Raw genomic sequence first — 13625 nt, forward strand, 5'->3', positions numbered from 1 at the left:
GTCTCTGCTCCAATATGCAAGTGCGTGAGTGTGCCATAGGAAATCACTCACATTTATATAGCTACTTACGCTTAGCCATCATGACTTGACTGCCAATTTGTTTAGAATTGCAAACCATGCCAGACCAAAATGACCTGTTCGGCAGTTTACTGGATGAATCCACAGTAGACAATGAAACGCCGCCTCCGGCCGCCACCGTCACCGCCACCGTCACCGCCGCCGCACCACCCCGTGCCTCGCGCGCCCAGGCGGTGCAGCCGGCCGCGTCGCTGCTGGGCGCAGAGCTTGCGCCGCAGCTGCCGCCGGGGCTGCGCATGGGCACCTCGTCGTGGGCCTATCCGGGCTGGGAAGGCCTGGTCTGGGGCAAGGCCTACAGCGAGCGCATCCTCTCGCAGCGCGGGCTCACGGCCTACAGCCAGCACCCGCTGCTGGCAGCGGTGGGCATAGACCGTAGCTTCTACCGGCCGCTCACCGCTTCGGAATACGCCGTCTACGCGGCGCAGGTGCCTGCCGGTTTTCGCTTCGTGGTCAAGGGGCCGGCCCTGGTGTGCGACGCGCAGGTGCGCGGCGAGGAAGGGCGCGCGCGCGAGCCCAACCCGGCCTTCCTCGACCCGTCGCTGGCCGTCGACACCTTTGTGCGCCCGGCGCTGGACGGCCTGGGCTCCGCGCTTGGCGTGCTGCTGTTCCAGCTCAGCCCGCTGCCGCTGGGCCGCCTGCTCGAGCTGCAGCCCACGCTGGCGGCGCTGCAGGCCATGCTGCAAGCGGCCGTGGCCACGGTGCGCGCGGCCGGCTCGCAGGCCATCGTGGCGGTGGAGGTGCGCGATGCCGACTGGATTCAGCCCCCTTTCGGCCCGGCGTTCGCCGAGGTGCTGCGCGCCAGCGGCGCGGCCTACGGCCTGGGCCTGCACGCCAAGATGCCGCGCATCGCCGAGCAGCTGCCGCTGCTGCGCTCGCTGTGGCCCTGCCCGCTGGTGGCGCGCTGGAACCTGAACCCGCAGTTCGGCCCCTACGGCTACGAGGAGGCCGGCCGCATCCATGCGCCGTACGAACGCATCCAGCACCCCGACGACGCCACGCTGCAGGCGCTGGCCCGCACCGCGCTCGGGATTGCCGCCGCGGGCCAGCCAGCCTACGTCATCGTGAGCAACGAGGCCGAGGGCTGCGCGCCGCTGTCGATCACGCGGCTGGCGCAGGCCATCGTGGAGCGGAAGAACAGCCGCTAAACAGCCGCTAAGATGCGAGGCCTATGAAATCCTTGCTTGCCGCCGCCCTGGCCTCGGCCCTGGCGCTGGGCCATGCCGGCGCCCAGGCCATCGGCGCGACCCTCTCGTACAACAGCTTCGCGGTGGCCGACGCGGTCACCTCGGTCACCACCTGCGGCAGCCGCAACAGCGGCCGCGGCAAGCCGGCCCAGCCCTACCGCGTGATCGCGGCCGAGCAAAACGGCCAGAGCGTGCTTTTCGTGCAATGGATGAGCCCGGCCGACGAGGCCAAGGGCGGGCGCCCCGTGGCGGCCCACACCCTGGGCATCGCCGAGCTGAACAACGACCACGCCGAGCTGACGCTGCGCAACCTGCGCTGCAGCGCCAAGGGCCAGGGCATCACGCTCAGCGCCGACGTGGACAACGGCCACGAGCCCAGGCCCAAGCGCCGCCGCATGCAGCTGAACGTCGGCCCCGCGCTGGACAAGTACCAGATCCGCTTCACGCCGCCGCTATGAACCGCCAACCGCTGGCCGCGCGGTGCGGCCGCCTCACTTGGCCGCCGGCGCGGTGGCAGCAGTTGCGGCGGCAGCGATCGCCCCAGCGGCATCCGAGCGCCGCGCATAGCGCGCCGCCAGCACCGCGCAGACCATCAACTGCATCTGGTGGAACAGCATCAGCGGCAGCACCATCATGCCCACCGTGCCCGAGGCGAACAGCACCTTGGCCATCGGCACGCCGCTGACCAGGCTCTTCTTGGAGCCGCAGAACACCGCGGTGATCTCATCCTCCTTGTCGAAGCCCACGCGGCGCGACAAAAAGGTGGTCAGGCCCAGCGCCAGCGCCAGGATCACCGCGCACACCAGCAGCAGGCCCAGCAGGGTGGCCACCGACACCTGCTTCCAGATGCCCTGCACCACCGCCGCACTGAAGGCGGTGTAGACCACCAGCAGGATCGAGCCCTGATCCACCACCTTGGTCAGCTTGGCATGCTTCTTGATGAAGCCGCCCACCCAGGGCTGCAGCAGGTGGCCCAGCGCGAACGGCAGCACCAGCTGCACCATGATCTTGAGCACCGCATCGACGAAGGAGCCGCCGCCGCCGTGCTCGGTCACCAGCAGGCTCACCAGCAGCGGCGTGAAGAACACGCCCAGCAAGGTCGATGCCGAGGCGCTGCAGATCGCGGCCGGGATATTGCCCCGCGCCATCGACACGAAGGCGATCGACGACTGCACCGTGGACGGCAGCACGCACAGGAACATCACGCCCACATACATCTGCGGGCCGACCACCTGCACCAGCAGCGGCTTCAGCAGCAGGCCCAGCAGCGGGAACAGCACGAAGGTGCTGCAGACGATGAAGATGTGCAGCCGCCAGTGCATGATGCCCGCGAGAATCGCCTGCCGCGACAGCTTGGCGCCGTGCAGGAAAAACAGCAGCGCCACGCAGGCGGTGGTCAGCTTTTCGAACCACGCGGCCGCCGCGCCCTGCACCGGCGCAAAACTCGCCAGCGCCACCACGGTCACCAGCATCAGCGTGAAATTGTCGGGAAGAAACTTGGATCGGGTATTTGCCATGGGCGGTATTGGACTCGCCCGGCAGCTAAAAGTAAAATTAATTTATCTGATTATTTGATGACTCAAAATCATTAATATGCACATCACGCTGCGCCAACTGCATGTCTTCCAGCACCTGGCCCAGGGCCGCAACTTCAGCCAGACCGGCGCCAGCATCGGCCTGACCCAGCCGGCGGTGAGCCGCAGCATGGTGGAGCTGGAGGCGCAGCTCGGCGTGCGCCTGCTCGACCGCACCACCCGCGAGGTGCAGCTCACCGAGGCCGGCGAGCAGCTTGCGCAGCGCATCGCGCCGCTGCTGCAGGAACTGCAGGACGCCTTCCACGAAGTGGCCGACCTGGGCCATGCCGCGCGCGGCACCGTGCGCGTGGCCAGCAGCCCCACCCTGTCGGCGGCGCTGATGCCGGCCTGCATCGCCGCCTGCGCGGCCCGGCTGCCCGAGGTGCGGCTGCAGCTGGTCGACCGCCTGCAGCAGGACGTGCTCGCCCAGGTGCGCAGCGGCGAGGTGCATTTCGGCGTGGTGGTGGAGCCGCCCGACACTGGCGACCTGGAATGCGAAACCCTGCTGCACGACCCTTTCGTGCTCGTCTGCCCGGCCGGCCATGCACTGGCGCGGGCCGGCCATGCCGTGCGCTGGCCGCAGCTGCGCGGCGCGCCGCTGGTGCTGCTCGACCATGCCTCCGGCAGCCGGCGCCTGATGGATGCGGTGCTGGCCGAGCACGGCTGCGGCCCCGAGGCCTGCCCGGTGGTGCAGGAGGTCGGCCATGTCACCACCGCCTTTCGCATGATCGAGGCCGGCATCGGCCTGTCTATCATGCCGGGCCTCGCCATCCCTGCGGCCGGGCTGCCCGGCCTGGCGGTGCTGGCGCTGGCGCCCGAGCGGCGCCGCGCCATCATGCTGGTGCGCCGGCGCCAGCGCTCGCTGTCGTCCGCCGCCGACAGGGTCTGGGCCATCGTGCGGCAATGCGCGCAAAGCCTACATGCGCAGACACGAGGCTAGTGTTACCCTGGCCGGCGGTTCCACCGATCCAACAAGGAGTCCTTTCATGAAGCAACCCTCCCGCCTGCCGCTGCGCGGCCTGGTCTGCGCGGCGGCCGCCTCCGCGCTGCTGGCCGCCTGCTCCACCCCCGAGCGCCACCGGCCCGTGGCCGAAGCCACGCTGAGCCCCACCGCGGGCAGCAGCGTCAGCGGCTCGCTGCAGATCTTCCAGCTCAATGCCGACACGGTGCGCGTGGTTGCGCAGGTGCAAGGCCTGGCGCCCGGCAGCGAGCACGGCTTCCATATCCATGAAAAAGGCGATTGCTCCGCCCCCGACGGCATGAGCGCCGGCGGCCACTACAACCCCACCGGCCACCAGCACGGCAAGGCCGGCCCCGCGGCCCACGTGGGCGACCTGCCCAGCCTGGTGGCCGACGGCAACGGCGTGGCCAAGCTCAACTGGGAAACCCGCTCGCTCAGCGCCGGCACCGGTCTGCCCACCGACGTCAAGGGCCGCGGCCTGATCGTGCACAAGGACAAGGACGACTACACCACCCAGCCCACCGGCAACTCGGGCGCGCGCCTGGCCTGCGGGGTGATCCGCTAAGAACGCGCCTACGTTCTAAGGCCAGCGCCTCCCAATCTCACGCAAAAGCCTGCCGCCCTTCGGGGCGGCAGGCTTTTGCGCTTGCAGGGCCAGATGTCGGGAATGTGGCTCGATTGTTAAATTTCTGTTGACACTTGAAATTTAATATAGAAAATACATCGTCCAAAACCAAAAGATTTCACCTATGGAGCAGACGATGCACTCACCCTGCCTTGTCTGCAGCTGCGGCACTCCGTGACGGGGAGCCTCGGCACAAGACTGGAGCCTCCTGGCGTACTTGCATTTTGAATGTGAGCAGTAGTTAAAACAGATTCGGACAAGCGCGCGTGAACACCTATACCCTGACGGAACAGTCCCATCCCGCATCAGCTCGGTTTTCGCTGGTTCACAGCGATCCCGAGGCAGGATTCGCCATCGCGGTCGTCGACAGCAACGACGACATCCGCCTCCATACCTGCAGCTTTCTCCAAAAATCGGGTTTCCAGACCTGGGGCATGGAATCGGCGGAGGACTTCTATGTGGGCTTGCTGCGCAAGAAGGCCGATCTCGTCGTGGTCGACCTGGGCCTGCCGGGCAACCACGGGCTGAGCCTCACCAAGCGGCTGGCGGCGCAGCGGGTGCCGGTGGTCGCGCTCACCGCGCGCGGCGACCTGGAAAGCCGGATCGACGCGCTGAACGCGGGCGCGCTCCAGTCCTTCACCAGGCCGGCAGACCTGCGCGAACTCACGGCCGGCATCCGTTCGATCCTGCGCCACGCGCCGCCGGCCAATGTCGAAGCGCTGAACGGCGCCCCCTGGCGGCTCGACCAGACCCGCGCCTGCCTGATCGCCCCCAACCGGGGCACGGTGCCGCTTACCGGCCGCGAGCTGTCGCTGGTCCATTGCCTGGTCTCGGCCACCGGCAAGCTGGTCAGCAAGGCCGAACTGCTCAAAGCGCTGGACTATGACCCGGATGCCTTTCACCGCATCGAGTCGCAGCTGACCCGCCTGCGCCGCAAGACCGTGCAGGCCACCGGCCTGCAGCTGCCGGTGCGCGCCGTCTTCGGCCGGGGGCTGGTTTTTGCGCCGTAGCCCAGGCCGCCGTTGCACAATGGCGGCATGAGCGAACTCTCCCACACCATTGCCGACCTGCGCAAAAGCTATGAACGCGCAGAACTGAGCGAGACCGCCTCCAGCGCGCAGCCGCTGCAGCAGTTCGACCGCTGGCTCAACGAGGCGCTGTCCGCCCAGCTGCCCGAGCCCAACGCGATGACGCTGGCCACCGTGGGCGCCGACCTGCGGCCCAGCACCCGCATCGTGCTCATCAAGGGCTACGACGAGCGCGGCATCCTCTGGTTCACCAACTACGACAGCCGCAAGGGCCGCGAGCTGGCGGGCAACCCATTCGCCGCGCTGCAGTTCCACTGGGTGGAGCTGGAGCGCGTGGTGCGCATCGAGGGCCGCGTCGACAAGGTGAGCGCCGAGGAAAGCGATGCCTATTTCAACAGCCGCCCGCTCGATTCGCGCATCGGCGCCTGGGCCAGCCCGCAAAGCCAGGTGATCGACAGCCGCAGCGTGCTGGTGACCAATGCCGCCAAATACGGCGCGCAATTCCTGCTCAAGCCACCGCGCCCGCCGCACTGGGGCGGCTTTCGGCTGGTGCCCGAGCGCTGGGAGTTCTGGCAGGGCCGCAAGAGCCGCCTGCACGACCGGCTGCGCTACCGCCTGGACGGCGAAAACTGGGTGCGCGAGCGGCTGGCGCCCTGAACCAACATCGGCCCCGGTTAACCCAGCATCCCCACCACCAGCAGCACCAGCGGAATCGTCACCAGCGCCGCGGTGGTCGAGACCGCGATGCTGGCCGTCACCTCCTCGCGCGCCACTTCGTAGCGCTGGGTGAACAGGAACACGTTCGCGCCCACCGGCAAGGCGGCCGTGGTCGCCAGCACCGATAGCGGCAGGCCGCGCAACCCCCACAGCCAGGCCACCGCCACCACCAGCAGCGGCAGGCCCAGCAGCTTCACCGCCGCGATGCGCGCCGCCGCCGCTGCATAGCGGCCGACGGTGGTATAGAACAGCGTCGCCCCCACCAGCAGCAGCGCGATCGGCCCCAGGGCCTGGCTGAGCAGCAGCAGCGGCTTGTCCACCACCTCGGGCAGGCCCCAGCCGGTCTGCGCATACAGCAGGCCGACGATGATGGGCAGCGGCACCGGGTGGACGATGCCGTTGTACAGCGCCTTGGCCGTGGTGCGCAGCATGGCGCCGTAGTCGCGCCGGGCCTGCCCGCCCGATGGCCGAACCTGCTGCGCCATCGCCGCCAGCTCGAACACCACCGCGGCCGCGGTCATCAGGATCAGCGCATGCACCGAGACGATGGTGAACAGCGTCACCAGCCCCTGCTCGCCGAACACCATGCCCACCAGCGGCACGCCGATCATGATGTTGTTGCTGAAGCAGTGCGCCAGCGCCCGCGCCGCGCCCAGCGTGGTAAAGCCCTGCCAGCACAGCGTGGCCGCGAACAGCAGGCCGGCCGCGCCAAAGTAGATGGCAATGGTGTGCAGGTTCAGCTCCTGCACGCGCACGCTGCTCATGGTGCGAAACAGCAGCGCCGGGGTGAGGATCAGGAACACGATGTTCGAGAGATCGCGCACCGACGCCGCCCTGACCCAGCCCATGCGCCCCGACAGGTAGCCCAGCGCGATGAACAGCACCACCGGGATCAACGAAACAATGACTGCCATGCATGCCCTCTTGCGATTCAGGGCATCTCCACGGCCCGCCAAGGCGGCGATTATCGCAAGCTCAGCCCCTTTGCATGGCCTCGACCACCTGCTGCAGCGCCGCCGGGTCTTCCATGGTCGAGAGGTCGCCGGTGTCGCGCCGCTCGGCCACCGCCTGCAGCGCGCGGCGCAGCAGCTTGCCACTGCGCGTCTTGGGCAGCAGCGACACGAAGTACACCCGCGCCGGCCGTGCCACCGCGCCCAGCTGCGCATCGACATGGGTGCAGACGGCCTGCTCCAGCGCCTTGCAGGCGGCGGCATCGCCCGCCACCGCGTTGTCGCGCGCCACCGCGAAAGCCAGCGCTACCTGGCCCTTCAGGTTGTCGGCCACGCCGACCACCGCCACCTCGGCGATGCCGGCATGGCCCGAGATCGACTCCTCGATCTCGCGCGTGCCCAGGCGGTGGCCGGCGACGTTGATCACGTCGTCGGTGCGCCCGAGGATGAAGTAGTAGCCATCGGCATCGCGCACACCCCAGTCGAAGGTGCTGTAGATGAGCCGGCCCGGAATGCTCTTCCAGTAGGTGCCCACGAAGCGCTCGTCGTCGCCCCACACCGTCATCAGGCAGCCGGGCGGCAGCGGCCCCTCGATGGCCAGCACGCCCTTTTGCATGGGCTCGGTCAGCTCGGCGCCGCTGTCGCCGTCGATCAGCTTGACGTTGTAGCCATAGACCGCCTTGCCGGGGCTGCCCAGGCGCGAGGTCTGCGGCTCGACGCCGTTGCACAGCGTGAGGATGGGCCAGCCGGTCTCGGTCTGCCAGTAGTTGTCGATGATGGGCACGCGGATCGCGTCGCTGATCCACTGCGCGGTGGGCTCGTCCAGCGGCTCGCCGGCCAGCCACAGTGCCTGCAGGCTGCCGAGGTCGTACTTGCGCAGGTACTCCGGGTCTTGTTTCTTGAGCACGCGGATCGCGGTGGGCGCCGAGAACATGTGCGTCACCTTGTACTTCTCGACCATGCTCCACCAGATGCCGGGGTCGGGCCGCACCGGCAGCCCCTCGTACAGGATGGTGGCCATGCCCGCGAGCAGCGGGCCGTAGATGATGTAGCTGTGCCCCACCACCCAGCCGATGTCGCTGGTGCACAAATAAGTCTGGCCGGCCTTGGCGCCGAAGATGTGCCGCATGCTCGCTGCCAGCGCCACCGCATAGCCGCCGGTGTCGCGCTGCACGCCCTTGGGCTTGCCGGTGGTGCCGCTGGTGTACAGCGTGTAGCTCACATGGGTGGAGTCCACCCATTCGCAGGGCACTTCGGCATCGAGATGCCGCTCGCGCAGCGCGGCCCAGTCGTGGTCGCGGCCGGCCACGCGCTCCATCGGCGCCAGGCCCCGGTCCACCAGCAGCACCGCGGCCGGCTGGTGGGTGGCCAGGCGGATGGCCTCGTCCAGCAGCGGCTTGTAGGCCACCACACGGCCGCCGCGCGAGCCCGCATCGGCGCTGACGATGAGCCTGGGCCGCGCATCGTCGATGCGCGAGGCCAGCGAGCCCGAGGCGAAGCCGCCGAACACCACCGAATGGATGGCGCCTATGCGCACGCAGGCCAGCATCGCGAACGCCGCCTCGGCCACCATGGGCATGTAGATCTGCACCACGTCGCCCTTTTGCACGCCCAGCGCCTGCATGGCCGCCGCCATGCGCTGCACCTCGCGCTGCAGCTCGGCGTAGCTGTAGGTCTTCTCGGTATGGGCTTCGGTGGAGACCGCGATCAGCGCCGGCTGGCTGCCGCGCTCGGCCACATGGCGGTCCACCGCGTTGTGGCACAGGTTGGTGACGCCGCCGGCGAACCAGCGCGCAAACGGCGGGTTGCTGTAGTCGCAGATCTGGCTGGGCGGCACCTGCCAGTCGATGAACCCGGCCTGCTCGGCCCAGAAGGCGTCGCGCTCGGCGATGGAACGGTGGTGAAAATCGGCAAAGCTGCTCATGGGGGTCTCCTGAATGTTTGCAGGCATTATTCGCCGAATGCTTGCAGCATGCTGACATTGCGCCGGCCAGTGCGTTTTGGCCGGCAAAATAGCGCTTGCTTTGCGGCGCATCAACCCCGCAGGAAGGAACCAGGCATGCTCAACGCCCTGTGGCTGGGCTTTTTCGTGGTGGCGGCGCTGGCCGCGCTGGCCCAATGGCTGCTGGGCGGCCATGCGCAGATCTTCGCCGAGATGGTGCAGGCACTGTTCGCCATGGCCAAGCTCTCGGTCGAGGTGATGGTGCTGCTGTTTGGCACGCTCACGCTGTGGCTGGGCTTTCTGCGCATCGCCGAGAAGGCCGGCCTGATCGACCTGGTGGCCCGGCTGCTAGCGCCGCTGTTCGCACGGCTGATGCCCGAGGTGCCGCGCGGCCATCCCGCGCTGGGGCTGATGACGATGAACTTCGCCGCCAACGCGCTGGGGCTGGACAATGCCGCCACCCCCATCGGCCTCAAGGCCATGCGCGCACTGCAGGAGATCAACCCCCGCCCGCTCGAGGCCAGCAACGCGCAGATCCTGTTCCTGGTGCTCAACGCCTCGTCGCTCACGCTGCTGCCGGTCACCATCTTCATGTACCGGCTGCAGCAGGGCGCGAGCGATCCCACGCTGGTCTTCCTGCCCATCCTGCTGGCCACCTCGGCCTCCACGCTCGCGGGCCTGCTCAGCGTGGCGCTGGTGCAGCGCCTGCCGCTGTTCAGCCCCGTGGTGCTGGCCTACCTGCTGCCGGTGGCGCTGGCGCTGGCGGGCTTCATGGCTTTCTTGGCCACGCTGTCGGCCGCCGCGCTGGCGCAGCTGTCGGCGCTGCTGGGCAATCTGATCCTGTTCGGGCTGATCGTGCTGTTCGTGGCGGTGGGCGCCTGGCGCAAGGTGCCGGTGTACGAGAGCTTCGTCGAGGGCGCCAAGGAAGGCTTCGACGTCGCCAGGAACCTGCTGCCCTACCTGGTGGCCATGCTGTGCGCGGTGGGCGTGTTCCGCGCCTCGGGCGCGCTGGAGTATGCGCTGTCGGCCATTCGCTGGTGCGTGCAGTGGTTGGGGATGGATGGGCGCTTCGTCGACGCGCTGCCGACCGCGCTGGTCAAGCCATTCTCGGGCAGCGCCGCGCGCGCCATGCTGATCGAGACCATGCAGTCGCACGGCGTGGACAGCTTTGCCGCCCTGGTGGCCGCCACCATCCAGGGCAGCACCGAAACCACCTTCTACGTGCTGGCGGTGTACTTCGGCGCGGTGGGCATACAGCGCGCCCGCCACGCCGTGCCCTGCGCGCTGCTGGCCGAGCTGGCCGGCGTGGTGGCGGCCATAGCGGTGTGCTACCAGTTTTTTGGATGAAAAACAATAGCTAGCAGCGCGCTACCTGCATTGTTTTCAAACTCATATGGCTTGCAAATTACTGCCATGCAAGCGGTAGCAGCTATATTTTTTGATAGCCCTGCCGCCGGCAGGCTGCACGAGCCCCTCCGACGGCATGCATTCGAATACATATGGATTCAATTGCCGTGCCCCTGAGCCCGCCATATTTTTGATATTGATAATAATAATTTATATATTTATATTATTTCAACAATACACCGACAATCGCAATCACAAACAAGTTGTTCTTGCAACAACATTCCTTCAATTGTTTGTCAATCAATGTCAAATCAATGACTTATGCCAATATAAGGATCTATGAACATCGTTTGAATGAATCAAATTATTAATAATTGACATTTTCCTGCGCTAACTTTACCTCGCCTGATGGATATATTTGCGGCCCGCATATTCCAATAAATCATTGGAATTTTCGCATTTCGTTTCACATGATTACTTTCAAGAACCATGGGGAGCGCGAGATTGGAACGCCGCCGTGTCCTGGCTTGAGATTTTTACCGCCTACCTCTATGGGTTGAAGGCGATCGCGATGGTGATTGCCGCCGTCATCTTCGTCAGCAGCCTGGATGATCTGTTCATCGATGCCGTCTACTGGCTGCGCCGCGCCTGGCGCGGCCTGACGGTCTACGCCCGCCATCGCCCCATGGATGCCACGCAGCTGCAGGGCCTCGACGAGAAGCCGCTGGCGATCATGGTGCCGGCGTGGCAGGAGCATGGCGTGATCGGCGCCATGGCGCAGCTCGCGGCCAAGACGCTGGACTACGAGAACTACCACATCTTCATCGGCACCTACCCCAACGACCCCCAGACCCATGCCGAGGTCGAGCAGGTGCGCGCGCGCTTTCCCAACGTGCACTCGGTGGTCTGCGCCCGCCCCGGGCCCACCAGCAAGGCCGACTGCCTGAACAATGTGCTCGAGGCGATCTGGCAGTTCGAGCAGCGCTCGGGCATCGCCTTTGCCGGCTTCATCCTGCACGACGCCGAAGACGTGCTGTGCCCGCTGGAGCTCAGGCTCTTCAACTACCTGGCGGACCGCAAGGACCTGATCCAGCTGCCGGTCTACCCGCTGGAGCGCCCGCTGCTGGATCTGACCAGCGGCCACTACCTGGACGAATTCGCCGAGATGCATGCCAAGGACATCGTGGTGCGCGAGGCCCTGGTCGGCCAGGTGCCCAGCGCCGGCGTGGGCACCTGCTTCAGCCGCCGCGCGATCACCGCACTGCGCGAGCTGGGCGACGGCAGGGCCTTCGACACCCAGAGCCTCACCGAAGACTACGACATCGGCTTTCGCCTCAAGGAGCTGGGGCTCAAGGAAGTGTTCGTGCGCTTTCCCACCCACCTGCCCGGCGGGGCCGGCGAGCCCCCGCTGCCGCGCCGCGCCGGGCGCAGCGCCCGCGAGGCCAGCGTGATCTCGGTGCGCGAATACTTCCCCGACACGCTGCAGGCCGCGGTGCGGCAGAAGTCGCGCTGGATCACCGGCATCGTCATCCAGGGCTACCGCACGCTGCGCTGGTCGCGCAGCGCGCCGATGAACTATTTCCTGTGGCGCGACCGCAAGGGCGTCATCACCAACTTCGCCAGCTTCCTGGGCAGCCTGCTGGCGCTGCAGCTCATCGCGGTCTGGCTCTACCAGCACTTGGTGCCCGACAGCTACCGCTTCCTGTCGATCTTCGAAGGCGAGCGCTGGTTCGCGCTGCTGCTGGCGGCAAACTTCGCCCTCATGCTCAACCGCATCGCGCAGCGGGTGTTCTTCGTCAGCAGCTACTACGGCCTGCGCCAGGGCCTGATGGCGGTGCCGCGCCTGTTCTGGGGCAACCTGGTGAACTTCCTGGCCAACTGGCGTGCGGTGGCGCAGGCGCTGCGCGCCAAGGACATCCGCCGCATGGCCTGGGCCAAGACCGACCACGACTTCCCGTCGCTGGGCGAGACCGCCCAGCCGCTGCAGTCGCTGGAGCAGATCCTGCAGGAACAAGGTGCGCTCACGCCGGCCGCGCTGCGCCATGCGCAGCAGCACCCTATCGAAGGCCTGGACCTGGGCCGCACGCTGGTATGCCGCGGCGAGATCAACGGCCGCCAGCTGGCGGCCGCGATCGCCCGGCAGGCCGGCGTGGATTGCGACCCCCTGGAGCGGGCCATTCCCGAGCAGCTCGCAGCCCTGGTTCCCGCCGCCATCGCGCAGCACTACCAGGTGGTGCCGCTGCGCGAGGAAGGCGCGGTGCTGGTGCTGGGCTGCGAATCGGCCATCGATCCGGTGTCGTTCGCGGCCATGCAGCGCAAGCTGCGGCGGCCGGTGCGCTATGCCATCGTGCCCGCCGGCGAGGCCACGGTGGAGCTGCGCCGCCTGTACACCCAGCCACGCGGCGAGCCGGCGCGCGCGCTGCTGGACGAAGCCTTGCGCCGGCGCAAGCTATCGGCCGCGCAGGCCCAGGCGCTGTGGGCCGAATACAGCGCGCGCCAGACCTCGCTGATCGAGGTGCTGCAGGCCCTGGGGCGCATCGGCCCGGCGGTGCTGCGCGCGGTGCTGCTGCGCCAGGAAACCACCGGCCTGGAGCTGGGCGCCCTGCTGGTGCAGCAAGGCGTGCTCACACCGGCCGAGCTGGAGCAGGCGCGGCAGCTGCAGCGCCGCATCGAGGTGCCGATGGCGCAATTGCTGGCAGCCCTGCCGGCGGCATCGACTGCGCCGGCGACGCCGGATACCGCGGTTTTCGCATAGCGAGGCGGCCATGAAGCAATTCGCACCCCGCCTGCTGGCGCTGGCGGTGGCCTGCACCGCGCTGGCCGGCAACGCCCAGACCATGGACCTGGGCCCCACCGTCAGCCCGCTGCGGCGCTTCCAGGTCTATCCGCACCTGGACAAGGCGCTCGAAGCCCTGAGCCGGGGCGACAGCCAGCGCGCGATCGCCGAGCTGCGCCAGGCCCAGAGCCTGGCGCCCGGCAGCACGCCGATCGCGCTGTACCTGGCCAACGCCTACCGCCGCGCCGCCCAGCCCGAGCTGGCCGACTCGGTGCTGCGCGCCCAGCTGCAGCGCAGCCCCGGCGACCCGCGCCTGCAGGATGCCCTGCGCAGCCTGGCAGCGCCCGAGAAATCCGCCGCCACGGCAACAGCCGCCGCCGGCACCACAGAAAAAGCGGCGCCGGCAGCGCCGGACGCCCGGCGCCAGCTGCCCGCCCATGCAC

General features: G+C 67.8%; 12 protein-coding genes. 9 read left to right on the top strand and 3 right to left on the bottom strand.

Annotated features, from left to right (window positions below; genetic code table 11):
- Positions 1-116 precede the first annotated feature (116 nt).
- Positions 117-1223 carry a DUF72 domain-containing protein gene (locus ACODRX_RS02695; protein ID WP_488869490.1) on the top strand — a complete coding sequence of 369 codons (1107 nt, stop codon included), beginning with the start codon at positions 117-119 and terminating at the stop codon, positions 1221-1223.
- Positions 1224-1246: 23 nt separating this feature from the next.
- Positions 1247-1720, top strand: coding sequence for a hypothetical protein (locus ACODRX_RS02700; RefSeq protein WP_488869491.1), 474 nt, complete (start codon positions 1247-1249; stop codon positions 1718-1720).
- Positions 1721-1753: 33 nt separating this feature from the next.
- Here ACODRX_RS02700 and ACODRX_RS02705 read toward each other — a convergent pair whose 3' ends face one another.
- Complete coding sequence (locus ACODRX_RS02705; protein ID WP_488869492.1) at positions 1754-2779, bottom strand: bile acid:sodium symporter family protein; 1026 nt, start codon at positions 2777-2779, stop codon at positions 1754-1756.
- Between the two features lie 76 nt (positions 2780-2855).
- Between ACODRX_RS02705 and ACODRX_RS02710 the strand changes: the two genes are divergently transcribed.
- The 4 genes from ACODRX_RS02710 to pdxH all read left to right on the top strand — a co-directional run bounded on the left by ACODRX_RS02710 (position 2856) and on the right by pdxH (position 6107).
- Positions 2856-3776, top strand: a complete 921-nt coding sequence (locus ACODRX_RS02710) for a LysR family transcriptional regulator (protein ID WP_488869493.1) — start codon at positions 2856-2858, stop codon at positions 3774-3776.
- A 46-nt stretch (positions 3777-3822) separates the two neighbouring features.
- Positions 3823-4362 (top strand): superoxide dismutase family protein, encoded by a 540-nt coding sequence (locus ACODRX_RS02715; protein ID WP_488869494.1) that lies wholly within the window; start codon positions 3823-3825, stop codon positions 4360-4362.
- A gap of 326 nt (positions 4363-4688) precedes the next feature.
- On the top strand, positions 4689-5432 hold the full coding sequence (locus tag ACODRX_RS02720) for a response regulator transcription factor (protein WP_488869495.1): 744 nt from the start codon (positions 4689-4691) through the stop codon (positions 5430-5432).
- A gap of 27 nt (positions 5433-5459) precedes the next feature.
- Positions 5460-6107, top strand: coding sequence for a pyridoxamine 5'-phosphate oxidase (gene pdxH / locus ACODRX_RS02725; protein ID WP_488869496.1), 648 nt, complete (start codon positions 5460-5462; stop codon positions 6105-6107).
- 17 nt (positions 6108-6124) lie between these two features.
- Here pdxH and ACODRX_RS02730 read toward each other — a convergent pair whose 3' ends face one another.
- Together ACODRX_RS02730 and ACODRX_RS02735 are read right to left on the bottom strand one after the other, a co-directional pair.
- Positions 6125-7081, bottom strand: a complete 957-nt coding sequence (locus ACODRX_RS02730; protein ID WP_488869497.1) for an AEC family transporter — start codon at positions 7079-7081, stop codon at positions 6125-6127.
- Between the two features lie 61 nt (positions 7082-7142).
- A complete protein-coding gene (locus ACODRX_RS02735) occupies positions 7143-9041 on the bottom strand; it encodes a propionate--CoA ligase (RefSeq protein ID WP_488869498.1) in 1899 nt (632 codons plus the stop codon).
- A 135-nt stretch (positions 9042-9176) separates the two neighbouring features.
- Here ACODRX_RS02735 and ACODRX_RS02740 point away from each other — a divergent pair, with 135 nt between their 5' ends.
- The 3 genes from ACODRX_RS02740 to ACODRX_RS02750 form a co-directional block, all read left to right on the top strand.
- Complete coding sequence (locus ACODRX_RS02740; RefSeq protein ID WP_488869499.1) at positions 9177-10406, top strand: nucleoside recognition domain-containing protein; 1230 nt, start codon at positions 9177-9179, stop codon at positions 10404-10406.
- 517 nt (positions 10407-10923) lie between these two features.
- Positions 10924-13161, top strand: a complete 2238-nt coding sequence (locus tag ACODRX_RS02745) for a glycosyl transferase family protein (RefSeq protein WP_488869500.1) — start codon at positions 10924-10926, stop codon at positions 13159-13161.
- Positions 13162-13171: 10 nt separating this feature from the next.
- A partial coding sequence (locus tag ACODRX_RS02750; RefSeq protein WP_488869501.1) for a tetratricopeptide repeat protein occupies positions 13172-13625 on the top strand: 454 nt, incomplete at its 3' end.

The organism is Comamonas sp. FG99, from assembly GCF_057808605.1.